The organism is Pelagibacterium sp. (assembly GCF_035555455.1).
Taxonomy (GTDB): domain Bacteria; phylum Pseudomonadota; class Alphaproteobacteria; order Rhizobiales; family Devosiaceae; genus Pelagibacterium.
In genome coordinates this window covers 49111-73367 of the sequence record NZ_DATMGM010000070.1, presented here as the reverse complement: position 1 = coordinate 73367, position 24257 = coordinate 49111, and the positions used below count along the sequence as shown (strand labels likewise).

Genomic DNA, 24257 nt, shown 5'->3' with positions numbered 1-24257 from the left:
CCGATTGTGAAAGAAGGCAGCCCCATCCCCGGAAGGGAGGGGGATGGGGCGTATCGCTTGTCAGGGTCGCCAACGCCGGCGTCGTTACCCCCGCCGCGCGAATGTGGCCGCGACCATCTGGGCGCCGTCGAACAGCTGCTGCCCGCCGGCCATGGTGAAGCTGTGCCGCCCGCCGCGATGTACGATCGCGTAGTCCTTCTCCGCCAGCTTCTGCTCTGCAAAGCTCGCCATCACTTCGGCCATGGACGGCGCGATGATGGTGATGAAATCCTCATGCAGGGTGTCGGTGATATTTTGCGGGCTCATGGCTGTTGTCTCCAAATTCGTCCGGCGATCTCCCTCACCGGCCTGAGTAAAGAATTAACAACACTGCACCCGAACGCAAGAAGATACGCTAAATCAGCATGTTAATATGTAAAACCCTGCAAATCTGAATATCCCGGTTTGTAAATTTTCGTAAACCTTGCAAGAGAATCAAGGCGCGCGGCATCGACCACCCTGGATCGGAAGCGCGGAAATTCCGGCGATTACGGGAAAGAGTGCGAGGGCGCTGCCCCGATGCTGCGTGAGGGCAAGCCATGCCCGACGTCTATGCGCCGGGCATGGGGGGATTGGTCAGTTCAGATCGACGAACGCCAGGGCGTTGTTATTGTTCATCGGAACCACGATCTGATTTTCGACGGGGTTGTAGCAGATGGACGCTGCGCTCGGGATGCCCGCGGCGATAATCTCGGCTTCCTCGCCCGGCGCAATGCGCGAGATGCTGCCGAAGCGCACGCTGCTCACATATTTCGTGCCGTCGTCGAGAACCACCACACCGTCATTGCCGCTCTCCACCGAGTGTTCGGTCAGCAGCAATTCGCCGTCGGGGCTGAAGGTCAAAACGTCATTATTGCCGATATTGACCACCACGATATTGCCGTCCTGATCGATGGCAACGCCGTTCGGTGCGGCCAGCGGCGCGCCTTCAAGAAACACCGAAACATCGCCTTCGGCCGTGACCTTGTAGATCCGCTCGGGCTCTCTGGTGTTCGAGACATAGACCGTGCCGTCGTCGGAAGCCGCAATCCCATTCAAGAGATTGGCATCCGGGATGGCGTAAGCGTCGCCCGGCGTGCCATCGGCGAGATCGAAGGTGCGGACGGTATCGATATCGGCCACATACAGCGTCCCACCGCCGATTGCGCTCCCCAGCGGATGATTGAGCGTCAGGCCATCCCGCGTGGCTCCGATCCACTTGCTCGTGTGCACCGTCCCGTCGGGGTTGAGCAGCGAGACGTAGCCATCATTTTCCAGAACGTCCTGAGGCGCGCCGCCGTTCATCACGACCAGCAGATTGCGCTCCGGATCAAACGTGCAGCTCTCCGCGAAGTTGAAACTGCCCAGCACCCGCACATTGTCCGTTGGCGTCGTCGGCTCCCCGGCTTCGTTGACCGTGCCCAGCGGACTTCCGGCGCTGAACGGCTTGGCCTCGTCCTGGCCAAAGGCGGTGGAACTGAGCAGCACAGCCGCCCCACAGACGATAAATGTCTTGAAATTCATGCTTCTACTCCACTTTGTCTTATGCCGGCGTTGACAGGTTATTTTAGATCGCCACGCAATAAAATGCGTTTCGCCCCTCCCATCTGGCACACGAATGTGGGCCTCGCATGTCCTCCAACCGCACTTTTGTACAGGCCGGGTGGGTGATCGGGCCCCGGGAAAAAGCCGGGCCCGATCGTTCCCCCGTGTCACAAGCTGGCGATCGCCCGGGACAGGGCTTCTTGCGCCGCCGTGAGGTCCTGCTGGGCCTGCCGGCGTTTTGCATTCAGCTCCGCGATGCGGTCTTCCTGCGCCTCAAGCATGGTGAAATAACGCTCCGCCAGCGCAGTGTTGGCGACAGCTTCGAGATTGGCGCGAATGCGGTCCTGTTCATCAATGGCAATCGCGATCTCTTGCCCGATATCGGCGGCGGTCGCCTCGATGCGGGCGATGGCCTGCCGGCGCTCGGCGAGTTCGGTGAGCGCGGCCGCGGTTTGGAGGTCATCGATCTCCCCAGCCCAATAGAGCAGGTTTGCGGCATCGGTATCGACCAGCGCAATGGCGTCGATGGCCGTGCGCTCGAACCGGGCCGTGATGCGGGCCGATTCGCCCGCGCCAACCCCGGTCTCAAGCCGGTAGTGGGTAGGCGTACTCGCCGTCAAGTCGTCGGAAGAGAACGTCCACCCGTCGCGGCGGGGCTGCTCGACAATCACGGTGCGCGGGGCGTCCGGCGCTCCAGAAACCGTATAGACCGTGTCGATGCGCGTCGTGCCGTTGACGCGCAGCACACCCTCGGCGAGCGTGGCACGGTAGGAGGTCTTGGCCTGGCCGGTCTCGGTGGTCACCTCGACCTTGTGATCGGAGGCAAAGCTGATCATCCGGCTTTCCCCCGCCGGGAGCATGGCCAGTTGCGTGTCGCCTGAATATCCTTCTTCCTGCGGCGCATATATGGTGGCGATGCCCGCGGGCAGGCTGGTTCCGGTGGTATTGTCCAGCCTCAGGGCCGCGACCGGGTGCACCTCGCCGCGCTCGGGCTGGAACAGCGACACCCGCTCGGCTGGCAGATGGGCATCGACGAACGGCACCGATAGCGTGCGTCCAGCCGGAAGGTCCACCGGCATCGGCAGCCGATAGGTCGCGGCGGCATCCGCTTCATACCCCTGGGCGGCGGAAGAAGCGTATGACGGAGAGGCGGGCGCCGGCGCGGCCTGGGGCGTAGCCGCTTCGAAATTGGCAACGCTGTCCGCCATCGCGATGCTGCCGGCGCGAGCGACCGCGTTCCCGCCGAACAGATCAGGACGCACCGGCGCAATGGCCTGCGCCAGAACCGGAATTTCCGGCCGGGTCGGCCAGTAGCGCTCGTGCAGGCGCTGGGTGAGGGTCACCGGCATGCCCGAAGACAGGGTCAGTTCCACCCCGTCCCAGTCCTGCCCCGAAGCGTTCTCGATCACCGCCCACGCCTGCAGACGGGCCGAGCCATCATTGTCCACGACAACGCGATAGGCTGTTTTCCAGATCGGCGCCGCAACGACATAGCTTACATCGACATCCCGCGCCGTCGCCTCTTCCAGCGCCAGGGTGATGGTGCGCCTCCCCTCAACCCGGCCTCTCCCGCTCACCGCCGCCGCAAGGCGCACATCGTCGAGGACCGTGGGATCAAGGATGTCGAGAACGGACGTCTCTCCCAGCGCCACCACTTCAATCGCGCCCGCGTCGGTCAAAAGCGAAGCGAGGGGACGGGGCTGATTTTCGCCATCACGGCCAAGCGGTGGCTCGCTGACCCCCAGAACCACGCCCTCAACGGCGCGCCCCTCGGAGGTGATGCGAACCGAAATACCTTGCAGCGCGCCAATGAGCCGAGGCAAATCCCCCATGTCCCCGGCGGTGAACGGAAGGCCGCGAAAGGTTTCCTCGACAGGCGACAGGCTGTCGAGAATGATCGAGGAAACGCCTCCGGCAGGATCATAGACAAGCAGGCTCTTGAGAACGTCATCGACCTGTTCGAGGGGGATATCGAAGGCGAGCTCCTTACCGCCATCAACGGCAATGTTGCGCCGGATTTCCGCCAGTCCGCTCGATGACAGGGTCACCGCCTCGATGCGTCCGGCCTCCTGTGCGAGGGAGCCAGACGATGCCAGCGCGGCGATGCAGACGCCAAGCATCAAGATCATGCGCCTGGCGGGGCGCTGGGGGTGCCCGTGGGCGCGGTTATCAAGCTGTGTGCACGTCATGTCCGTCCTCATTTGATCCTCGTGGGTTGGGAACTATCGCTTGGTAAGACGGCGCGGATAGGTCCATGCTTGGTCGGCAATTGTTTTTTTATCGGGACCAAGGAAGCGGACCGCTCTATCGTCTCACTCATGCAATTCAACATCGAGGTCGTTTCCATGATGCACTCCAAACTGATCGCCGCAGCCGCCCTGACCGCCCTTATGGCTGGCCCTGCCCTCGCCCAGTCGGACATGCTCGGCGTGCCGGGGCCGGTCTCCTTCCAGGGGCAGGATTATGCTCTGGCCTGGACGTCCCAACCCACGGATGACTATTTCAAGCAGGAATATGTGCCGCAGGATCAGACGGTCGAGGCCTATACCGAAATGGTGCTGATCGAAGCGGTGGCCGGAGCGATCACCCCGATGCAGGCAGCGGCCTTGCAGGCCCAGATGCTGGACGCCCGCAAGCCGTCCGATCCGGTGGTCAATTACGAGATCATCCAGAATGAGGCAGCCGGCGAAGTGCTGCTCGACTTCGTGGTGAGCGATCTCAGCGCCGATCCGATCGTGGTCGAGTGGAATGCCTATCGCTACATGCCGCTCGCCAAGGGCGAAGGCGTGGCCCTGTTCGCCGTCAGCCGCAGGGGTTATGGCGAGGACGGAGCGCGCGAATTCCTGGGCAATCTCGGCCCGCTCCGCAGCGAAGCGATCAATGCCCTCGCCACATTCGAAACCCCCGCCGTCAGCATCCGCTGACGATCACGCGGGGGTTTGGTGCGCTTGCAACTTGCCGCCTCTCTCAGCCTCGTCCGTCCGCTGGAATGGTTCGCACCTGCGTCCGGCCTCCCACCGCTTGCTCATAGCAGCCTGAGCGAAGGAAACCGCGACCTTGTCGGCAGCATAGTGGCGCGGGGCAATCGCGCTGACATCGAACGCGACCTCATGAACCGTACCGTTCTGACGCTCGACGACGCGCACCAGCACATGGACGCGGTGCCCCATGACCCGCCGTCACGATTTTATCGCGCGCCAGTGCCGAACAGCACGGTCTTCACGGTCTTGAACAAGATCAGGAGATCGAGATCGAAGGAGAGGTGCTTGATGTAGTAAAGGTCGTAGGCAAGTTTTACCCGCGCTTCCGCCGGGTTGCTGGTGTAGCCGCTATTGACCTGCGCCCAGCCGGTAATGCCGGGGAGCACCAGGGTGCGATAATTCCATTGTGGGATTTCACGGCGATACCATCTCACGAGGTCGACCGCTTCGGGGCGGGGCCCGATGAGGCTCATGTCGCCGATGAAAATATTGTAGATTTGCGGCAGTTCATCGAGCCGCGTCCGACGGATGAAGTTGCATCCGGGAATAATTCTCTTGTCCGTGGCGTCCGTCGCCCCGCCTCCGGTGCCCTTATACATGGTTCGGAATTTAAAGACCCGGAATACCCGCCCCCCAAAACCGCAACGGTGCTGGACAAAAAGCACGGGACCGCCGTCTCGCGCAAAGATGTACAGCGCGGTCAGGGCCGCCAGAGGGACCGTCAGCGGCAAGGTCACCAGAACCGCGGTGACATCGAGCAGCCGTTTGATGCGGGCGTAGAGCATCTGGCTGGGCGTGTAGGCGAGCTTGGAAATATCGAACCCCTGGACGTGCACGCGGCCTTCGCGGATTTCAATGAACCGGGTCCAGGGCATGATGTCGACACCGGCGACATAGCAGCGGCTCAACAGGGCCGACCATTCAGGCGTGTGGTGCTGGCCCGGCTCGATGAGAACGGTATCGAACTGTGAAATATCCGCCGCCGGATCAGTAATGACAGCGACATTTGCCTTTTGCAGCAAGGACATAGGCATGTCCTGCCCTTTGAACCCGATGAGGGCGACACGGGCGGCGAGGCGTTGGTGGAAGCGGATGTTTCCGATCGCCATGGCCAGAAGGGTGAAGGGGAAAGCGGCGGCAAAACCGGCAAAACTGACCGGAATCCGTAAGGCGGATAAATAGGTTATGGCAAAACTGAAAAAGATCGCGACGATGCTGGTCGCGGCAATGACGGGTGCTTCGTGGCGTCGGAAAGCCCCCAGCGTCACCGCCGAAGCTATCGGAACCAGGGACAAGACCAAAACGACTGTGAGCGCCACCGGCCAATTGGGAACGCTGCGGGTGTAAAACGCCAGATATGCAATCGATTGCAGCAGCAAAGCGACGAGCACCGGCACCAGAAAGGACCGAAGTTCGCGGAACAGCCGATGGCCCCGCGTGCTGGCGCCCAGATCGGTAAGATGGGAAAGATTCTTGTTTTTCGGGAGCTTGGCCAGACGAGACGGCACTTTTCTAGCGTTGGGTCGATCTGTCATCGCATCGGTTATCCTGGCCCGAACCGTTCATTACCATATTTCTTGCGCAATGGATGTCCCGCAAGCATCGGTCCATGTCAACTCAGGCACGTACAGCCTGCATATCCAGCCCGAAAATCAGAATTCGCGTTCGAGAACAGCAAACCGATCAAGAAACTGCCAACGCTTGGGCATAATTGCCCTGTCCCGCGTCTATCGCCGTCCGTGAGACCTGTCGCTGCCATTGCCAGGGCCAGCGCTTTCCCATAGCAAGCTTGCGGATCTTACATTGGGTAGTCGCAGACTTGGAAAATCTTTCGCGCAGCATTTGGGCATTTCTATCGCTCACGCTCCTTGTAGCAGGATTGGTCGCTCCACCCCTTGCCGGATATGAAGCGGTTTATGTTGCCATGGGCGCCGCCTTGCTCCTGAGCGTCCCTGCCCTTCTTGATGCCGATGCCGCGGCCATGCGCGCCGGCCTTTGGCCGGTGGTTGTCGCTGTAATCCTGATGTGTCTGGCCACGCTGCCCCACGCAGTCACGCCGCTGAACTGGGTCGGCGTCGGCATCGTGGCGCTGGCTTTGCTGGCGGCTGGGCCGGTTGGCGCCTTGCTCCATACGCCGCGTCTCGTTACCCCCATCATGATCGCGGCCCTCTGCCTCGCAGGCGCATGTCTGGGCGCAACCGCAGGCTTGCTGGAGTATTTTTCCGGGGCCGGTCGCTCGGGTGTCGGTAACAATCCGATCCATTATGCTGGCATCGTTGTCATACTGGGGTTCAGCGCGCTGGCGGGTTTTCCATCGACCAGGAACCCGTGGCGCTATCTCTTTTTTCTCGGCCCTGCCTGTGCCTTTGCCGCCGCCCTCGTCTCCGGATCGCGAGGGCCCATGCTCGCCGCCATCGCGCTAACGGCGGTAACCGGCACCATTCTTTTGGTTTGGAACCGCAAAGATCACCGCTTTCTTCTGGCAGCAGGTCTGTTCGCTTTGGCGGGCGGCGGCGCGATTTACTTGGCCGGCGACGGCGCCCGAGCGATATCGGGCCTTTACGGCCTTATTTCAGGTGCAGATGCCGGGACCGCAGGCAGCGACACAATCCGCAAGGCCATGTATGAAGCCGGTGTTTTGGCTTTCCTCGACTCTCCGGTGTGGGGCCATGGCTACGCCAATCTCATGGACGCAGCGACATCGGCCTCGCCGAACGGCGACCTTATCGCGCGTTTTGATCATCTTCATAACGATGTTGCCGATTTCGCTGTGGCGGGCGGCGCACTTGGAATCGCCGCCTATGCGATGCTGCTGCTTGCCCCGTTGATGCCATTGCGGCGCCTTGGCCAAACGCCATCGCGACCCGCAATCCTGCTTGGCATCGTGGTATCGCTCAGCTACCTGACGCTGGGCATGACCAATGCCATGATCGGCGTCCTTCCCCAGACGATGTTGTTTGCCGTGCTGGTTGGCGCGGTGATCGTCCTTGATATGAGCGAGCGCGATCCCCGCGCCTTGATGCAAAGGGACGGCGCGCAATAACAAGAGCGTTCCCCTATCCCGACTTGATCGCAGCCAGCCACTCGACGTCGGGCACATGCCGGGCAGGATCGACAGCGGTGTCGTCTGTCCGCTGCTCTTTCCAGTTCGTATTGATCCCCTTGAAATGCCAGAAATAGGCGTTCCGAGCCAGGCGGCGCCCACCAGCGGGCGCGCCGTGAATCCGGTGAAGATAGGGGTGCACGTTCAGCTTCTGCACCCAGTCGCGGCTCGGATCGAGCGTGCATTTGGGCGGAGACAGGCGCGAACGCAAATCCTTGAGTCGATACTGAAAGCCATAATGATCAACAGGCTCATCGCCCGCATAGGCAGCCTCGATCCACCGCCCCGGCATACGCAGGCTGCCGAGTTCGCTCTGCGCCGTCAGATCATAGACCGAGCCGCCTCCGGCCCAGACCAGTTCATCGATATCGCAATTGATCAGTCCCGAAGCGTTCATCCCGAAACGGCGCAAGGCGATGGTGCATGCCGAAATCTGCAAGAAGCGTGGCCAGAAATGATAAGCCATCACCCAATGGTCGATCGGGCCGAATTTATGCGGCAGCGAGATCACCGCAATCTTGTTCAGCCCCCGGACCGTTGCCAGCGTCTGCTCGATCTCTTCGGTCCCGTATTGCGTTGAGCCATTGTCGAACAGGATGACAGCATCGGTGCCATGGCGATCCACATGCCACTGCGCCCAGGTCCGTATCCAGTCCAGGCGATTGTTCTTGTTGATCGTGAACAGAATTCTTGCGCCAGAAAACATCGGCGCAGCCAGCCCGCCAAGGCCCATCCGCACCGTCGTTTCACCAAGGGTGACCTCAATCTGATCGGTCCCTTCGGGCACCCGATCCAGCGCGGTGATCATCGTGGAACGGGAGGGAAACAGCCGCGCCTGCAACACAGTGCCGGAAGGGAGCGCGCGATATACCGCCTTCTCAAGGTTGACTCTGAGGTTGTGCGGCGGCGGGCCGACCAGCAACGCGGTGTCGCCGTCTCCATACAAAAACGCATCGTAATAGAGGGCACGATCTTCAAAGGCGGCAAAAAATTCTGGCGGCCGCTTCCGTCGAGGCGCTCGGGGCAGACGCACCAGCGATCCCCCTTCAGGCAGATAGGCCGGCGACGTCTCGAACCTGAGGATGTGTGGAGTGTCTCGGTTGTCCTGATACAAGCGCTGTCCCTCTCCTGCAATATCGCGCTTGTGCCCGTTCATGCGCGGGGTCCGCAAGCGCGAACTGCCTGGCCCTCACTCACGCATCACCTGCCCTCAATCCCTAGACGATCCGATCGGCAGGTCGGCAACGCCTTGCATCAGCGCTTCGGTCACGATGCGCTCGGAGGTTGCGAGTTGTTGGTGCGCGATGTCCTGGGCCCCGGCAGCGTCGCCCGCCCGGATGGCGTCGATGATGGCTTCGTGTCCGTGTTGCCAGTCGATCGACCAGTTCAGATGCTGCATGCCAAACCGCAGGATGCGGTCGCATTCGTCGTGCAGGTTTTCGATGATCTGGACGAGGCGCAGATTGTCCGTCGCTTGCGCGATTCCAACATGGAATGCGCGGTTGGCGGCAAAAAACAGCTCGTTATTATCCTCTGCACTCACATCGGCCAGATAGCTGACGCCGGAAAACCCCTCAAGTTCGGTCAGGCGCTCGGGCGTCATGCGCCCGGTCGCCATGAACGCCGCCTGGGGTTCGACAATCTTTCTCAGCCCGAAAATATCCTGCGTATCGCGCAGCGTGATCGGCCGGACTTCATAGCCGCGGCGGGCGGAGACGGTAAGCCAGCCTTCGTGCTCCAGACGCCGCAGCGCCGAGCGCACCGGTGCTTTTGTCAGCTCGAACGTCTGGGCAGCGTGGTTCTCACTCAGGATGGTGCCCGGTGCGAACTGGCCGCGGCAGATGGCCTTGCGCAACAGCCTGTAGGCCCTGTCCTGCAACGGCTCCTTGTTCTCAACCTGATCCAGCACTGCACCGTCCGTCATGCTCCGTCCCCCACCCAACCACCTATAACCGGGTTGCCCCGATTCAGGCAGTGCCTGACTGGGACAACAGGCGAGCCGCCTTTTCGGGCGCGGCGCGAAGCGCCTTGAGGTTTTCGCTCGACGTCGCTGCCACGCGCAGCGAGCAGCCCGGCGAAAGGATCATCCCCGTCCCGCCGGTATCGACGATTGCCCGAACCGCCTTGGCGTCCACCGCATCGGGGCCCTCCTCGGCCAGCGTGCGCGCATCGACGCCGCCACTGACGCACAGGCCTGTCGACACCCGGCCCGCACGCAGGCTTGGATTGTGGGCGCCATTATCGTCCCAGTGCAGCACCGACGTGGGATAATCGCGGAAGGTATCGAGAAAAACCTCGTTCTCGCACGCATGCAGGATGTTGAACGGCAGCGACGCGGCAGGAGACATCATGTTGAGATCATGCGCCAGGCACAGGCGGCGATACTCTGCCGGGGTGAGCTTGGCGGCATTGGCCCATTTGGTCGAAAAGAAAATACCGTCAACGCCGAATTCCACCAGCTTGCTGACAAACGGTTTGAGGGTCTCGGAAAAAACCGACAAGGCATGGCCAACGGCTTCGGGCGCGGTCTTGATGTGCTCGGCAAGTTGCGCGGCATTTCTGTCGAGCATCTTGTCGGCGATATCGAGGGGCGTGAACACAGTCATGATGATCGGCACATCATCGGGCAACTGGCTGCGCATCCGCGCGAGGGCGTCCAGTTGCTCCTGAAATGCCGGAGCCGAAAGCGGCGCGGGGCGAAGTTTTAGCCAATCTTCCGGGTGCACAACCGGCGTATGGGTCAGCACATGGCCCTTTTCCGCCGCCTTGGACGGCTCATAGGCAAAGCCGAACGGCTCGACATGGTAGCTCGCGCGAGCATGAACTTTGAGGAAATCCCAGTCAAACTCCTGCTGGAACGCAACCATGCGATCAGCGAACCGAACTGGTTCAACCTCATCGAGAAAGAAATGCCCCCAGGCAGAAACCGGAACCCGATCAACCGGAGCCCCGGCAATTGCTGACGAAATGCGATCTCTCTTTTTCATTCTTGCTCCGGAATTTCTGGGGCGCTTCCAGCCACGGCGGAACCGGCTTTCCGGTTCGGAAGCGCGATAAAACAAAGCGTTAGAGCCTCTGCTCTACAAACGGCCCGCGCAGTGGCCGTTCATCACGCCAATACGGGCCCCGGACAATTGCTTGTGCCCGGGACCCATTCACCTGCTTATAGCAAAACCTGCAAGCTTGCAGGTCCGGTCTTAGTCGAGGCTGATGTCAGCCTTCTCGACAACCTGCTTCCACTGCTGGACTTCCTGCTGGACGACTTCTGCAAACTCCGCAGGGGTATTGCCAACGGGAATCTGCTGCAGTTCGGCCATGCGCGCCTGCTCTTCGTCGGTCGCGAGAACCTGCACAAAGGCATCGTTGAGCTTCTCAACGATGTCTGCAGGTGTGCCGGCGGGGGCAAAGAAGCCAACCCAGTACACGGCGTTGAACTCGGGCAGAACGCCGGATTCCGCCACAGTCGGCACATCGGGGAAGGCTTCCGTGCGCTCTTCGGCACCGATCGCCAGCGGCTTGACGCTGCCGGTTTCGATGTAGGGCTGCATGAAGGACACGCTGGCGATGGTGGCGTCGACGCGACCGGCCATCATATCGCCCATGGCTTCCGCGCCGCCCTGATATCCGACGAACGTCGCTTCGGTATCAGTCTCAGCGTGCAGCCACTCACCCCACATGTGGTTGATGCCGCCCAGCCCGCCAGTACCGGCAAAACGGATGGCACCCGGATTTTCACGCGCGTATTCGATATATTCGTTGACGGTGTCAACGGGCAGGTCGCTGCGCACACCCAGAAGGCCGTAGGTGCTGTACAGCTGGACGACGGGCTCGAAGCTGTCGATCGGATCGTACGGCACGTTGTCACGAATGGACGGGGCGATCGTGATGGTGGGGGTGGTTGCCAGCAGCGTATATCCGTCAGGGGCCGAATTGGCCACATAGCCGGTTCCGATCAGGCTGCCACCGCCGGCGCGGTTTTCGACCACAACGGGCTGACCGAGGATTTCGGTGAGCTTGGCGGCATAGATGCGGCTGTTGATGTCAACAGCGCCACCCGGCCCCGTCGGCACCACGATGGTGATCGGCCGCTGGGGATAGTTGTCAGCGGCCTGAGCCACCTGAATCGCCGCGACACTCGTTGCCGCACTGACGACGACGCCGATAAGCACTTTTCCCATTTTATCACGCATAGCGCTTCTCTCCTATTGCACTTATTGCTCTGAACTTAGACGCCTGACTTCGTGAAGAAGATCAGGATCCGCTGAAGGTGGGACTGCACAGGTCGGTCCCAGTATTAAACGCTCCCATTGCTGCGAGGCGTCACGAGCGGCGCTCACTTCGTCCCGCAGTTTTTCCACATCCCCTGACGCGAGCGTTTGAATGTCGATGCCGGACCAGAGCACCTTGTCGGTGAGCTCCCGTGCTTCGGCGATCGTGGGATTGCGACCGGACAAGGCGTCGTAGCTGATGACCTCGACCGGATAGTCTTTCACGATGTCGAAATGGGTATGGGCCCGACAGGCATGGATGATGTTCAGCCACGCCCCTTCGTCTCTGGCCGCCTCGAACAGCCGGCGTTCGTAGGGCTCTGCCCATTCACGATAAAGGTCCGGCGCGAAATGGTCGGCATCCCACCCGGTCGTCGTGATGAAAATGCCGTCGCCGCCAGCGCGGATCAGCGCCCGCACGAACTCGACGAGGGTCGCCGTGACAGTTTCCAGCCCCGCCCGGATGGCGTCGGGATGCTGTTCGATTTCCACCCGCAGCCGATTTGTCTCGTCTTCGGTGCGCCGCTGGGCGCCACCAAGACGGTTGAGGATCGTCAGCGGGGCAAACACCGTATGAACATGCGGCGTGCCGTCATCGATGTCCGCTGCAAGCCCTTCGGCAACGCGGACGTGCTCGGCCAACGGTCCCTGCGTGATGTCGAGCTTGGGCAGCGTAAAATAATCGGCGGCGTCCTTGATGACGTGATCGACCATCACCGGGCCCTGCTGCGCATCGAAGATGTGCTCGCAACCCCAGGCTTCGCCGTAATAGGTGGCCCTGCTCTGAACCTTGATGAAATCCCAGCCAAACAGTTTGTTCTGCTCGATGAGATGGGGCACCAGCGTTTCCGGGCTCTGCTCAAGGGCATGCTTGTGGCCGAAAAAGCTCGCCACCGGCGGATGGACGCGCTCGCCGGCCAGCAGCGCCTTGATACGCTCGATCTTGTTACTCATTTCCACTCCCTTACAAAACACCGGGATAGCCGCCGCCGTCGCAGACGATATTCTGACCCGTGATGAACCCGGCCTGACGCGAACACAGATAGACACACAGTGATGCGAACTCTTCCGGCGTGCCAAAGCGCTTGGCGGAGTTGGTCTGCTCGCGCTCGTGCCAGATTTCCTCGAACGTTTTCGACGCGGCCGCCGCCAGGCGATGGCCGAATTCGACTTGCGTCTCAGTTTCGATGATGCCGGGAAGCGTGGTGTTGACGGTCACGTTGTAGGGCGCAACTTCCTTGGACAGGCCCACCATGAAACCGGTCAGGCCCAGCCGCGATCCCACTGACTGGGAGAGCCGCAATGTCGGCTCTTTGACGAAGCGCGAGGTGATCGCAACGATCCGCCCGAAGCGGCGCTCGATCATGCCGTCCACGACGCCGGTGATCAACTCGATCGGCGCCATCATCATCGCATCGATCGCCGCCATCCACTCGTCGTGGGTCCATTCGCGGAAATCGCGGTCGGCGACCGGCCAGCCGCCATTGTGGATCAGAATATCCACTGCACCACAATTTGCGATGACATGCTGACGCCCTTCGGTGCCGCTCAGATCGACCGCAAGCGTCTCGACGTCGACATCGAACCGGCTCCTGAGCTCTTCGGCGGCCTGTTCGAGCCGTTCGGCACCCCGCGCCACCAGCACGAGATTTGCGCCTTCCGCAGCCAGCATTTCCGCGCAGCTGAACCCGATGCCGCGGCTTGCACCGCAGACCAGAGCACGCTTGCCCTCAATTCCAAAATTCATACCAGATCCTCGAATACCGAAATCAATGTCACTTGCTGGCAAGCGCGGGCCGGCGCTTGAAGGACAGCCATGACCGCCAGAGGGCGTACAGGAGAATTCCTGCGACGATCGCGAGCAGCGAAATGCTGAGCTTGGAGCCAACGAAGGTTGAAAATTCGCCATAGGAAAGCACCATGGCGCGCCTGAAATGCTGCTCCACGAGGGGTCCGAGCACATAGCCAAGCAGCAACGGCGCTGCCGGGAAGTCCAGGGTCCGCATCAAATACCCCAGGACGCCGAAACCGCAGACAAATGCTACGTCGAGGACGCTGTAGTTGACCGAATAAACCCCGATGCAAACGAGAACCAGAACCGACGGATACAGGATGTGATAGGGGATGGTCAGGATTCTCATCCACACCCCGATCAACGGGATATTGAGGACGAGCAGCAAGATATTGCCCACCCAGAAGCTCATGATCACGCCCCAGAACAACTCGGGCCGCTGCACCATCAGCGTGGGGCCGGGCGAAATGCCGTGGATCATCAGCACGCCCAGCATCAGCGCCATGCTTGCGGTGCCTGGGATGCCGAGGGCCAGCGTGGGAATGAAGGACGTCTGGTCTGCCGCGTTGTTCGCGGTCTCGGGAGCCATGATGCCTTCGATGGCACCCTTGCCAAACCGTTCCGGTTCCTTGGCGACCCGGGTTTCCAAGGCATAAGCCATGAAAGACGCCAGAATTCCGCCGGTTCCGGGCAATGCGCCAAGGAATGAGCCGATGGTTGCGCCGCGCACCATGGGCATCGGCGTCCGCCGCCAATCGTCGCGCGTCGGCAGCATCGTACGCATGGAGATGTTTTTTTCGACCTTGGCCGATTTCAGACCCCGGACACTCGCCATGATTTCCGAGACACCAAACAGGCCCATCGCCAAGGCAACAAGACTGATCCCATCCAGGAGCGCGAACGTGCCGAAGGTGAAACGCGGTGCACCGCTGTTGATGTCGACGCCTACCAGTCCCAGAAGAACCCCCAGCACCACCATGGCGATGCCCCTGATCGGCGCTGCGTTGGCGACCACGGCGGAAGCCAGAAGCCCCACCAGCATCAGAAGGAAATATTCGACCGAGCCGAATTCCAGGGCCACCGAGACAACAAACGGCGAGAACAGCATGATGACCACGATACCGATCGACCCTCCGACGAAGGAGGCGATCGTGGTCATGAACAGGGCGACACCGGCCCGGCCCTGCTGGGCCATCGGGTAACCGTCAAAACAGACGACGGCGTTGGACGGCGTTCCCGGCAGGTTGAGCAGAATGGAGGCGGTAGAGCCGCCATAAGTGGTGCCGTAATAGATACCGCCAAGCATCACCAGCCCGGCAATAGGATCGAGATAGAAGGTCAGCGGAAACAGCAGCGACATCGCTGCCAGCGTACCGATTCCGGGAATGACCCCTACAAGCGTCCCGAGCGTCACGCCAATCGCGCAATACAGCAGGTTGTTGAGGGTTAAGGCCGTGGTGAGCCCAAGCGAAATATTTGCAAGAAATTCTGACATCTTAGCGCTTCACGATCTTGGGGGTTACCAGGGCCAGGCAAACAGCGGCATTCTCAGACCCAGCCCAACCGCAAAGGTGAGATAGGTCAGCAGCGAGAGCACCGTGGCGAGGCTGATAAGGGCAACAGGACCGTTGACCCTGTCAGACTGACTGGAAGAGACAACCACCAGCGTTACCGCCGGCACGAGACCGAAATACGGGATGGTCGCGGCAAAAAGCAGGATGGACAGGCTGATCCAGATAAACGACCGCACGTCCAGCTTCTTGAGCGGATTGGAAAATCCACCCTTGAGCAGCGATGGCATCGCCATCGCCAGCCCGAGCACGAACAGCAATACCCCAAGAGCGAGCGGGAACATGCCCGGCCCCATGCGGTCTATCGTCCCCAGCGACAGACTGCTCAGGGAAATGTAGGAAGCTCCAACCCCCAGTAAAGCCAGAAAGCCCCCGGCAACGACATCCTGGCCGCGCCTGTTTGATTCTTTGTGCTCAGCGTCGCTCATACTACCTCCCGGTCCTTGAGCAGATATCTGTCACGCCGCCTTGAAAGCCGACGTGTAAGCAAAAATGCCCGGCATCCCGCCGGTATGGAGAAATACGACCGTATCGCCCTGCGGAATCTCTTCCGTGCGCAGGAGGTGCAATAGGCCGGCGAATGCCTTGCCCGTATAAACGGGGTCGAGCAAGATGCCTTCGGTTTCGGCCAGAAGACGGACGGCGTCGAGCGTTTGCTCATTGACGACGCCATATCCGCCATCAATGAAGCCGTCTTCAACGATAACGTCCGTTGCCTTCTCGCCCAGCGGCAACCCGAGCCGTTCCCGGGCACCGTTGGCAATGGTGTGCACGGTCTCTTGCAGCGCCGGCGCCGGCGCCAGAACGCTGATCCCGTGAACCCGTGCGCCTGTCAGCGACCGCTCGCATCCGGCAATCAACCCGGCCTGCGTGCCGCCCGAGCCGCTCGCATGCACTATGTGGTCAACCCGGATGCCCCGGCCTTCCGCCTGCTGCGCGATCTCCTGGGCGCAATCGGCATAGCCAAGCGCACCCAGCGCGTCCGAGCCCCCGAAGGGGATCACATAGGGCTTGCGGCCCTGCCGAACCAGCGCATCCTTGAACTCGTCTGCACGCGCCAGCGGGTCCTGGTCGTCTTCGAGGACATGGATGTCAGCGCCGAGCAGGTCGTTGAGCAGGACATTCCCGCTCTCGGTATAGAAAGCATCCTGCCGGTCAACCCGCTTGCTCAGGATAAGCACGCAATCGAGGCCGCAATGAGCCGCAACCGCCGCGGTGAGCCGGGCATGATTGGACTGGAGCGCACCGAACGTAATGAGCGTGTCACAGCCCTGTGCCAATGCTTCCGCAACCGAATATTCCAGCTTGCGCAGCTTGTTCCCGCCGCCGCCGATACCCCCGATATCGTCGCGCTTGAGCAAGATCGTATGCTTGCCACCGAGGTGCTGCTCCAGCCTGTTGAGCGCGATGAGGGGGGTGGTATCGACGAGGTGAATTTTAGGCACGATGACACGGGTCCGCAAAGTTTAAACAGATTGAAATGTTAGCGCATCTTCCTGACATGTCAACATTACAGTGCGCTGCTTGTATCAACCCGTTCTCAGGCCGTGCATAAATTGTTGGCCAGCTCGACAGGGGTGGCTTTTTCATGCCGGCCCAGGATCAGGTCGGGCGCCATCTGCCCGATCTCGATCGACCGCTCGATCATGGCTTTGGCCGGAGCGATATCGAAGCCCTGCTGGTCGAGCCAGGTATCGCTGTAATAGGTGTCGGCATACCGTTCGCCATGGTCGCAGATCAAGGTGGCAATCGGGCCGCGCTCGTTGTTGCGGCGCATCTGATCGGCAGCCCAGAGCATACCGATGAAGTTCGTGCCGGTCGAAGCACCCACCCGCCGGCCAAGCAGGCCCGACAGGACGTGGGCCGCCGCAATCGAGGTCGCGTCCGGTATCTTGACCATGGCGTCGATGACATTGGGCACGAATGAGGGCTCGACCCGGGGACGCCCGATCCCTTCGATGCGCGAGCCGCGCGGAAACACAGCGTCCGGATCGCAGTTCACCCAGCCGTCAAAGAACGCGGAATGCTCCGGATCGGGAACGCACAGCTTTGTCGACAGGCCGTTATAAAGGATATAGCGGCCAATCGTTGCGGCGGTGCCCCCGGTCCCCGCGCTCATGATCATCCATTTGGGGTCCTTATGCCCCGCCTGCGCCATCTGCTCGAACAGGCAGGCCGCGATATTGCTGGTGCCGCGCCAATCGGTTGCCCGCTCCGCATAGGTGAACTGGTCCAGATAATACCCGTTTTCCCGCTCAGCGAGGGCCTGCGCTTCCTGATAGATCGCTGCAGGATCATCAACGAAGTGAATATGCCCGCCATGCTCGCGGATAGCCTCGACCTTGCTTGCGCTGGTCGACCGCGGCAGCACCGCATAAAACTTCAGCCCGAGCAAACGCGCATAATAGGCTTCGCTGACTGCCGTGGAGCCCGACGACGCCTCGACCAGGACCGTATCGGGCCCGATAAGGCCATTGCAGATGCCGTAAACGATCAAAGACTGCGCCAGCCGGTGCTTCAGGCTTCCGGTCGGATGCGCCGATTCGTCCTTGAAATAAAACTCGATCCCCTCAAAGCCCGACAGCGGGAGCGCAATCAACCGAGTGTCCGACGACCGCCCGCCCTCAGCCTCAAGAGTCTCCACCGCCCGCCTGACCCACAACCGGTCCGTTTCTACAATGACGTCGCTCAACGCAATATCCTTCTTATTTATCTCCTAAAGTTAGCATACCATCCTATTTTGTCCATACATCTTAGGTTGCAAGCATTTTGGCCTGCACAGGTCCGGGCGAACATGAGGGTTTGACGGCGCACAAAGGCGCAGCCGGGATGCCTTGGGCAGCACGGGGTGACACGGACGGAGCGTGCGTTCAGGCGGGCATGATCCAGACGGTGCCCGTCCGGGGATTGCGGGTCAGCGTCGCATCGATACGGAACACGTCGGCGAGATTTTCTTCCGACAGAACCGATTCCGGCGTCCCGCAGGCCTGCATCTGCCCATTGTGCAACAGGCAAAGCCGGTCACAGAACATCGCGGCAAGGTTGAGATCGTGCAGCGCGGCGATGACGGTGATGCCCAGATTGCGCACAAAGCGCAGCAGGTTGATCTGGTGGTGGATATCAAGGTGGTTGGTGGGCTCATCGAGCACGAGAATCGAGGGCTGCTGCACAAGGGCGCGGGCCACCAGCACTCTCTGGCGCTCCCCGCCCGACAGCGACCGGAATAACCGGTCCGCAAACGGCTCCAGTTGCAACAGCGCCAGAGCGGCAGCGATCAGCCGCCGATCGTGATCGTTATCCGGCTCCAGCAGCCGTTTATGCGCCGACCGGCCCATGGCGATGACATCGTGGACCGTGAGCGGAAAGTCTGCCGGCATATCCTGAAGCACGGCACCCACCTGCCTTGCGCCCCAACTCGCCGACCGCTTCCAGATGTCTTCATCGTTGATCAGGACCCGCCCCGCGCTGGGGCGGTTGGTGCGATAGATAGTGCGCAGCAGGCTCGACTTGCCCGCACCATTGGGGCCGAGCAGGCCGATCATCTCGCCGGGCGCAACCTCCAGGGAAATGTCCCGCACGAGCGTCTTGCCATTGACCGCATAGCTCACCCGGTCGAGCGTCAGGGTTCCGGGCTGTATCTGTGTCATGCGGGGTGCCCCTGCCCTTTGGCATCGCGTCGCAGCAGCCAGATAAAGAACGGGCCGCCGACCAGCGCGGTTATGATCCCGACCGGCAGTTCGAGGGGCGAGATCACCGCACGCGCGATGAGATCGGCGGCAATGGCAAAGCAGGCCCCCACCAGAGCCACCGTCGGCAGGCCGCGCCGATGATCCGCTCCAACCAGAAAGCGGACGATATGGGGCACGATCAACCCGATAAACCCGATCACCCCGGATACCGCCACCATCATCCCGGTTAATGCCGCGGTCAGAATGAACATCGACTGGCGGAACCGGTGCACATCGAGGCCCAGCGCTGTCGCGCTCTCGTCCCCGGCCATGAGCAGGTTGAGCCTGCGCGCCTGAAACAGCATGATCCCCAATCCGATCACCATGGCCGACACCGGCAACGGCAGCAGCTTCCATTGCGCCGAGGCAAACCCGCCCAAGGTCCAGAACAAGACCCGCGATGCAAGCTGGGGGTCGGGCGAAGTGAGGACCAGGAGGCTGGTCAATGCACTGAGCACGGCGCTCATGGCGATGCCGGCCAGCACCAACCGGGTCGGCGTGATATGTCCACCCGCCCGCGCCACCCAGAACACGATCATCAAGGTGACAAGGGCCCCCACAAAGGCAGAAATATAAAGCGTGAACGCCCCAAATCCGATCAGCCCCCACCGCATGACAATGACCGCCCCGGTCGAAGCGCCATTGGAAACCCCCAGAATGCTTGGCCCGGCGAGCGGGTTTCGGACGATCGCCTGGATGGTCATGCCCGTGGCTGCGAGCGTTGCACCAACGGCAGCGGCCAGGAGCACACGCGGCAAGCGCGTCTGGATGATGATGGTTTCGTAAACGTGCCGCCAGGTGACGGGAATGAGTTCGTGCCCGGTCACCCAGTTGATCAGCACACCCATGGCCGTGGGAGCGGGAACCGAGACCGACCCGAACATCAGTCCCAGAACCGCGAGAAACACCAGCAACACGGTGAGCAGGACAAGGACCACGCCATAGGGCAGCTTCGCCTCGCTGGCCTTTGGCGGCCGCGATGGCGTATCGATCCCTTCGGCCGGAGCTGAGGACGCCGATCGCAGCAGAACCAGAAGCTCGCCGTGATCGCGCCGATCCGAAATGTCCGGCCGAAGGTCATGCATATGGGTTACTCCGCAAACGCGTCGGGATGGAACGCCTTGGCAAAGGCTTCAACCGCATCGAGCGTGCTCGGGCCGGGCTGTCCCTGCACCGAATTGATCAGGATGAAGCGATCGTTGACGATAGCCGGCACATTGGCGATGGCCGGTGTAGCCTTGAGGGTATCGACCCGCGCCTGCCCCAGTTCCGTATCGGGATCTTCCACCAGCTGCCCGCTGGCCGTTCCCGAATAGAAAACAACGATGTATTCGGGCTCACGTTCGGCGATTTGTTCCCAGCTCACCTGACCATAGCGGTTGGCGACTTCGGCAAAGATATTCTCGCCGCCCGCCGCCGCCACGGCCTGGGACATCAGGGTGTTGCCCAGAACGGCATTGGGCGTGGTGTCGCCGCCATTATAGATAAAGACCGGGATCGGCTCGCGCCCGTCGATGGTCTGCGCAACGTCATCCAGACGCGCCTGCAAATCCCCGATCACCTCATGGCCCTTTTCCGTCACGCCGAAAATATCGGCAACCGACTGGATCTCCGCAAAAAGCTCAGAAAACCCGAAAGCCCCGAGGTTGCAGCCTTCGACGTTCAGCCGCGTCTTCATGCCCAGATCGTGAAGCTGATCGCGGGTGTGGCGCGATTCACTGAACCCATCCGGATATCCCGCATAGACGAAATCGGCTTCGACTTCGATCAGCTCTTCGGTGGTGGCAACCAACGGCGAGATGATGGGGATCTGGGCATAGGCCTCTTCATACTGGGGGCTGATCTTGAGATTGGCCATGTATGACGTCCCCGCCATCCGCTCATCCAGCCCCAGCGCAAGCATCAACTCGGTGGCGTTGTTGGACAGGGTAACGGCGCGCTCCGGTGCCGCGTCATAGGTGGTCACCACCCCGCAATTGTCGTCGACATACGGGAAGTGGCCATCTTGAGAGACGGCAGGCGCGCTCGCAAGCAGGCTTGCCGACACTGCGGCCAGAACAAAAGGCGTGGCGTTTCGTAAAAGTCTCACCGGGATATCTCCGTTTTGGGTGAAAGGGCGGGCAAAGCGTGAAGGGCGGGCAGCGCGTCAAGTCCGAACAGCGTGGCCATTGCGTCGGCCCGCTCCTCTGCAATTTCGCCATTGCAGTTGAAAATCAGCCTGATGCTGTCGATGCCTGTCCGATCCCGAAGGGCCGTCAGCTGATCGATGCAATCCCGCGCGTCTCCGGCGATCATCTGCTCGGACAGGAACACGTCCCGATCGATCGGCATGACGGTTGCAGGATCGCGATGTTGTGCGCGGGCATAGCGCAACCGGCGTTCGTAGAGCCGGGGTAGCAATTCATCCACCGCCCTGAGCGCAGCACCGCGCGTCTCCCCGATCATCACATAGCGCGAGATGGAAAAATCCGCCGGATACGGACCGCCTGCCCGTCCGGCCAGGTCATCATAGGTCCGCAACTGCCGCACCTCGTTGGGCTCCAGGCTGAGCAGCAGGGGCATGTCGTTTTCCACGGCGATCGCCACCGTTTCCGGCGTCGATCCGGCGATGTAAACCGGAATGCTGTCGCCCTCGGCCAGCATGGGCCCGACCGCCACCGAAGACGGCGGCCAGACGCTGTCTTGCGGCACCGACGTGGGTTGCCGCCACGCCGACAGCATCACATCCAGCGATTGCCCGAAGCGATCGCGGGTTTCCTCCGCCGGGATACCCAGCGCCTGCAAGGTTGTCGGATGGGTCCCCCGGCCAACGCCGAGGTCAAACCGCCCCCCGCTCTGGGCATGCAGTTGCGCCGCCTGTTCGGCGAGCAGGAACGGATGGTAGAGCGGCAGCACCACAATCGACGTTCCCACCCGTATCCGCTCGGTTCGAGCCAGAATGGCCGAGGCAAGCAGCAGGGTGGAGGGATACGGATCGGGCGGTTGCTGAAAATGGAACTCGTTGAACCACATGCCGTCATAGCCAAGCGCATCCATGCGGCAGCAAAAATCCATGACGGCGCGATGATCCAGAACTTTTGATCCCCGCGTGAAACCGGCAATATCAACGCGCATCGACGCCCCCGCAGCCCTCTCGCACCAGTGTCTTGCCGAGGATCGCTTGAACTGCCTCGGCGATAAATTTTTCGCGCGATGACGCTATCCAGCCGCCCGCCCGAAAACCTGCACGAAGTTTCAGGTTTTCTGCATGTTCCTGTGGCGAGATGCTGTTTGGGCGACGGGCTTGCGCGATTTTTCCCGCACAAAGCCAGCCGCTCTCCCCGCCAAAACCCTGGCGGTCCAAGCACTTCGAGCTGACTTGAAAAGAACTTTCAGGCCGCATGAACCCCTACAACCCAGGAATGGGATGCAGAGACGGTCCGGCGCCTGCGAAGAGATCGCATAATCATATCCTGCCCCGCCGGAACACCTCGTCCGGCTTCATGGTGTGTGCCTGGGCAGGTCTCCTGGCTCGCGGCTCATAACGCGTTTACCGTCTTCCCGAATGAGTGTTCAGTGACGTGGTGGCAAAACGCTTGCCGCTTACAGTTGCGAGGGCAGCCACGGCATTGGCCCCTAATGGGTCGTCCGCACCGTGTTCCCTTTTAATCCGCACTTCACTTGGCGGAACCAAAGCAGGTTCCTGATCGCATATGCCGGAAGGGTTCTCAACCCCAATCTGCCAATCGCACGCGCCCGACCCGTTTTCAAAGGGCCGGTTTCAATTGAGCCGTTCACATTGGGCGTCGCCAATGTCAGGATCGGCCGGCAGAATATTTGCGAGCGAGGACAGCCCGATGCGCACCGACAGCCCCCAGCCATTCGAGGCCGACCATGCACGGTCCTACGCAGACAGAACCCCCAGCCTCGTCCCTGGCTTTGCCGACCTCCATCGCATGACCTCAATGCTGCTGGCAGAGCACGTACCCCCGAAAGGCCGTGTTCTGGTCCTTGGCGCGGGCGGCGGCCTGGAGCTCAGGGCCCTCGCCGACGATCATCCCCACTGGACGTTCGACGGCGTCGATCCCTCAGCTGACATGCTGCGCGCAGCGCAACAGATCGCAGGACCGCATTCTGCGCGCATACACCTCCACCAGGGCTATATCGACACCGCCCCGGAAGGGCCGTTCGATGGCGGCGTCTGCCTGCTGACCCTTCATTTCGTCCCGCGTGAGCACCGCTTGCACACCCTGCGCGAGATCCATCGCCGCCTGGCCCCGGGAGCCCCGTTCGCCGTCGCCCATATCAGCTTTCCCCAGGCCGAGCCCTATCGCTCGATCTGGGCCGCCCGGCATGTCGCCTTTGCCGGGATGGACAAGGCCAGGACCAACGACGCCATCGCGGCCATCAAGACCAGACTGTCCATTCTTTCACCAGAAGAAGACGAAGTGATGCTGCGCGAGGCCGGGTTCACCGATGTCAGCCTGTTTTACGCAGGCCTGAGCTTCAGGGGCTGGATTGGCTACGCCTGATCGTTGAATGCGGACAGATGCGGCATGCGCTCGGGCGTTACAAGGCCGGGCCGCAGACCGTCGAGCACGGCTGCGACGAAGGCGTTTACGGCAGCGGTTACAGCCGTCCCGCCGAGCGGAGTAACAGTGCAACCAGTTCAGCCTGTCGCGTTGTCCCTGTCTTCTGGAAGATATTGCGCACGTGAAAGGCCACAGTGGTCCGGGAAATCCCGAAATCCTTGGCAATCAACCGCAATGACCGGCCTTCGCTCAACGCCCGAGCCACGCGCATCTCGGCCCCCGTCAGCCCGAACCCGGAAGCTTCGTCATCAATGCCGGTACCGGAGGCAGGCGATGATGATCGCAAGCGCTTTATCTGGCGCAAGCGCGCATGAATCGTGACCAGCAGGAGGTCGTAGTCAATCGGCTTGACCAGATAGTCGTCTGCTCCGAGACGCTTGCCCTCGACGATTTCGCGGGGGTCACCGAGCGCCGACAGGAACACGAAGGGGATATCGGCATGATCCGAACCCTTTGCCTGCACCGCGTTCAATATCTCGTACCCATTGAGCCCCGGCATGGAAATGTCGCACAGGATCAGGTCGGGACGGTTCATATGCAGCAGATCAAGAGCTTCCTCGCCATTGCAGGCCTCAATAACCACATACCCGCCTTCGGCGAGTTCATCGGCAATGTCCCGGCGCAGATCTGCTTCATCCTCGACGCACAGAATGACGGGTGCGGTTCCACGAGGCATGGCG

General features: G+C 61.3%; 23 protein-coding genes and 1 riboswitch. Of the genes, 3 read left to right on the top strand and 20 right to left on the bottom strand.

Annotated elements, in window-relative coordinates:
• Positions 1-84: 84 nt before the first annotated feature.
• From VNS12_RS15085 to VNS12_RS15075, 3 genes are all read right to left on the bottom strand, one after another.
• The gene (locus tag VNS12_RS15085) at positions 85-306 is read right to left on the bottom strand and encodes a hypothetical protein (protein ID WP_325488676.1); all 222 of its coding nucleotides are present in this window, start codon (positions 304-306) and stop codon (positions 85-87) included.
• A gap of 309 nt (positions 307-615) precedes the next feature.
• Positions 616-1542: an SMP-30/gluconolactonase/LRE family protein gene (locus VNS12_RS15080; protein WP_325488675.1), complete on the bottom strand. Its 927-nt coding sequence runs from the start codon at positions 1540-1542 to the stop codon at positions 616-618.
• A 188-nt stretch (positions 1543-1730) separates the two neighbouring features.
• Positions 1731-3752, bottom strand: a complete 2022-nt coding sequence (locus tag VNS12_RS15075) for a DUF4139 domain-containing protein (protein ID WP_325488674.1) — start codon at positions 3750-3752, stop codon at positions 1731-1733.
• A gap of 156 nt (positions 3753-3908) precedes the next feature.
• On the opposite strand from VNS12_RS15075, the gene VNS12_RS15070 reads away from it, so the two are divergent.
• The gene (locus VNS12_RS15070) at positions 3909-4487 is read left to right on the top strand and encodes a hypothetical protein (RefSeq protein WP_325488673.1); all 579 of its coding nucleotides are present in this window, start codon (positions 3909-3911) and stop codon (positions 4485-4487) included.
• 3 nt (positions 4488-4490) lie between these two features.
• On the opposite strand, the gene VNS12_RS15065 is transcribed toward VNS12_RS15070, so the two are convergent.
• Positions 4491-4733, bottom strand: a complete 243-nt coding sequence (locus VNS12_RS15065) for a hypothetical protein (protein ID WP_325488672.1) — start codon at positions 4731-4733, stop codon at positions 4491-4493.
• A 17-nt stretch (positions 4734-4750) separates the two neighbouring features.
• Positions 4751-6079 (bottom strand): sugar transferase, encoded by a 1329-nt coding sequence (locus VNS12_RS15060; protein ID WP_325488671.1) that lies wholly within the window; start codon positions 6077-6079, stop codon positions 4751-4753.
• A gap of 344 nt (positions 6080-6423) precedes the next feature.
• Between VNS12_RS15060 and VNS12_RS15055 the strand changes: the two genes are divergently transcribed.
• Positions 6424-7587, top strand: a complete 1164-nt coding sequence (locus VNS12_RS15055; protein WP_325488670.1) for an O-antigen ligase family protein — start codon at positions 6424-6426, stop codon at positions 7585-7587.
• A gap of 13 nt (positions 7588-7600) precedes the next feature.
• Here VNS12_RS15055 and VNS12_RS15050 read toward each other — a convergent pair whose 3' ends face one another.
• From VNS12_RS15050 to VNS12_RS14985, 14 genes are all read right to left on the bottom strand, one after another.
• Positions 7601-8803 carry a hypothetical protein gene (locus tag VNS12_RS15050; protein WP_325488669.1) on the bottom strand — a complete coding sequence of 401 codons (1203 nt, stop codon included), beginning with the start codon at positions 8801-8803 and terminating at the stop codon, positions 7601-7603.
• Positions 8804-8857: 54 nt separating this feature from the next.
• Complete coding sequence (locus VNS12_RS15045; protein ID WP_325488668.1) at positions 8858-9571, bottom strand: GntR family transcriptional regulator; 714 nt, start codon at positions 9569-9571, stop codon at positions 8858-8860.
• A gap of 43 nt (positions 9572-9614) precedes the next feature.
• Complete coding sequence (locus VNS12_RS15040) at positions 9615-10634, bottom strand: uroporphyrinogen decarboxylase family protein (protein ID WP_325488667.1); 1020 nt, start codon at positions 10632-10634, stop codon at positions 9615-9617.
• Positions 10635-10844: 210 nt separating this feature from the next.
• Entirely contained in the window at positions 10845-11837 is a 993-nt protein-coding gene (locus VNS12_RS15035; protein WP_325488666.1) for a Bug family tripartite tricarboxylate transporter substrate binding protein, read from the bottom strand.
• Between the two features lie 21 nt (positions 11838-11858).
• On the bottom strand, positions 11859-12869 hold the full coding sequence (locus VNS12_RS15030; protein WP_325488665.1) for a uroporphyrinogen decarboxylase family protein: 1011 nt from the start codon (positions 12867-12869) through the stop codon (positions 11859-11861).
• 10 nt (positions 12870-12879) lie between these two features.
• Positions 12880-13662, bottom strand: a complete 783-nt coding sequence (locus tag VNS12_RS15025; RefSeq protein ID WP_325488664.1) for an SDR family NAD(P)-dependent oxidoreductase — start codon at positions 13660-13662, stop codon at positions 12880-12882.
• A 28-nt stretch (positions 13663-13690) separates the two neighbouring features.
• Positions 13691-15202: a tripartite tricarboxylate transporter permease gene (locus VNS12_RS15020; protein ID WP_325488663.1), complete on the bottom strand. Its 1512-nt coding sequence runs from the start codon at positions 15200-15202 to the stop codon at positions 13691-13693.
• A gap of 24 nt (positions 15203-15226) precedes the next feature.
• A complete protein-coding gene (locus VNS12_RS15015) occupies positions 15227-15706 on the bottom strand; it encodes a tripartite tricarboxylate transporter TctB family protein (protein WP_325488662.1) in 480 nt (159 codons plus the stop codon).
• Between the two features lie 30 nt (positions 15707-15736).
• On the bottom strand, positions 15737-16723 hold the full coding sequence (locus VNS12_RS15010; protein WP_325488661.1) for a D-cysteine desulfhydrase family protein: 987 nt from the start codon (positions 16721-16723) through the stop codon (positions 15737-15739).
• 95 nt (positions 16724-16818) lie between these two features.
• Complete coding sequence (locus VNS12_RS15005; protein ID WP_325488660.1) at positions 16819-17970, bottom strand: PLP-dependent cysteine synthase family protein; 1152 nt, start codon at positions 17968-17970, stop codon at positions 16819-16821.
• Between the two features lie 178 nt (positions 17971-18148).
• Complete coding sequence (locus VNS12_RS15000) at positions 18149-18925, bottom strand: ABC transporter ATP-binding protein (protein ID WP_325488659.1); 777 nt, start codon at positions 18923-18925, stop codon at positions 18149-18151.
• Positions 18922-20091 (bottom strand): FecCD family ABC transporter permease, encoded by a 1170-nt coding sequence (locus VNS12_RS14995; protein ID WP_325488658.1) that lies wholly within the window; start codon positions 20089-20091, stop codon positions 18922-18924. Before VNS12_RS14995 ends, VNS12_RS15000 begins: the two co-directional genes overlap by 4 nt.
• Positions 20092-20096: 5 nt before the next feature.
• Positions 20097-21095, bottom strand: coding sequence for an ABC transporter substrate-binding protein (locus VNS12_RS14990; RefSeq protein ID WP_325488657.1), 999 nt, complete (start codon positions 21093-21095; stop codon positions 20097-20099).
• A complete protein-coding gene (locus VNS12_RS14985; RefSeq protein WP_325488656.1) occupies positions 21092-22120 on the bottom strand; it encodes an LLM class flavin-dependent oxidoreductase in 1029 nt (342 codons plus the stop codon). Before VNS12_RS14985 ends, VNS12_RS14990 begins: the two co-directional genes overlap by 4 nt.
• A gap of 365 nt (positions 22121-22485) precedes the next feature.
• Positions 22486-22695: riboswitch (cobalamin riboswitch) on the bottom strand.
• A gap of 147 nt (positions 22696-22842) precedes the next feature.
• Between VNS12_RS14985 and VNS12_RS14980 the strand changes: the two genes are divergently transcribed.
• Positions 22843-23517, top strand: coding sequence for a class I SAM-dependent methyltransferase (locus VNS12_RS14980; protein WP_325488655.1), 675 nt, complete (start codon positions 22843-22845; stop codon positions 23515-23517).
• A gap of 97 nt (positions 23518-23614) precedes the next feature.
• On the opposite strand, the gene VNS12_RS14975 is transcribed toward VNS12_RS14980, so the two are convergent.
• Positions 23615-24253, bottom strand: coding sequence for a response regulator (locus VNS12_RS14975; protein ID WP_325488654.1), 639 nt, complete (start codon positions 24251-24253; stop codon positions 23615-23617).
• Positions 24254-24257 lie beyond the last annotated feature (4 nt).

Bases quoted from the DNA above. Each gene is read 5' to 3' on its own strand.
- VNS12_RS15085 (WP_325488676.1), bottom strand. From the start codon at position 306: ATGAGCCCGCAAAATATCACCGACACCCTGCATGAGGATTTCATCACC.
- VNS12_RS15080 (WP_325488675.1), bottom strand. From the start codon at position 1,542: ATGAATTTCAAGACATTTATCGTCTGTGGGGCGGCTGTGCTGCTCAGT.
- VNS12_RS15075 (WP_325488674.1), bottom strand. From the start codon at position 3,752: ATGACGTGCACACAGCTTGATAACCGCGCCCACGGGCACCCCCAGCGC.
- VNS12_RS15070 (WP_325488673.1), top strand. From the start codon at position 3,909: ATGATGCACTCCAAACTGATCGCCGCAGCCGCCCTGACCGCCCTTATG.
- VNS12_RS15065 (WP_325488672.1), bottom strand. From the start codon at position 4,733: ATGGGGCACCGCGTCCATGTGCTGGTGCGCGTCGTCGAGCGTCAGAAC.
- VNS12_RS15060 (WP_325488671.1), bottom strand. From the start codon at position 6,079: ATGACAGATCGACCCAACGCTAGAAAAGTGCCGTCTCGTCTGGCCAAG.
- VNS12_RS15050 (WP_325488669.1), bottom strand. From the start codon at position 8,803: ATGAACGGGCACAAGCGCGATATTGCAGGAGAGGGACAGCGCTTGTAT.
- VNS12_RS15045 (WP_325488668.1), bottom strand. From the start codon at position 9,571: ATGACGGACGGTGCAGTGCTGGATCAGGTTGAGAACAAGGAGCCGTTG.
- VNS12_RS15040 (WP_325488667.1), bottom strand. From the start codon at position 10,634: ATGAAAAAGAGAGATCGCATTTCGTCAGCAATTGCCGGGGCTCCGGTT.
- VNS12_RS15035 (WP_325488666.1), bottom strand. From the start codon at position 11,837: ATGCGTGATAAAATGGGAAAAGTGCTTATCGGCGTCGTCGTCAGTGCG.
- VNS12_RS15030 (WP_325488665.1), bottom strand. From the start codon at position 12,869: ATGAGTAACAAGATCGAGCGTATCAAGGCGCTGCTGGCCGGCGAGCGC.
- VNS12_RS15025 (WP_325488664.1), bottom strand. From the start codon at position 13,662: ATGAATTTTGGAATTGAGGGCAAGCGTGCTCTGGTCTGCGGTGCAAGC.
- VNS12_RS15020 (WP_325488663.1), bottom strand. From the start codon at position 15,202: ATGTCAGAATTTCTTGCAAATATTTCGCTTGGGCTCACCACGGCCTTA.
- VNS12_RS15015 (WP_325488662.1), bottom strand. From the start codon at position 15,706: ATGAGCGACGCTGAGCACAAAGAATCAAACAGGCGCGGCCAGGATGTC.
- VNS12_RS15000 (WP_325488659.1), bottom strand. From the start codon at position 18,925: ATGACACAGATACAGCCCGGAACCCTGACGCTCGACCGGGTGAGCTAT.
- VNS12_RS14995 (WP_325488658.1), bottom strand. From the start codon at position 20,091: ATGCATGACCTTCGGCCGGACATTTCGGATCGGCGCGATCACGGCGAG.
- VNS12_RS14985 (WP_325488656.1), bottom strand. From the start codon at position 22,120: ATGCGCGTTGATATTGCCGGTTTCACGCGGGGATCAAAAGTTCTGGAT.
- VNS12_RS14980 (WP_325488655.1), top strand. From the start codon at position 22,843: ATGCGCACCGACAGCCCCCAGCCATTCGAGGCCGACCATGCACGGTCC.
- VNS12_RS14975 (WP_325488654.1), bottom strand. From the start codon at position 24,253: ATGCCTCGTGGAACCGCACCCGTCATTCTGTGCGTCGAGGATGAAGCA.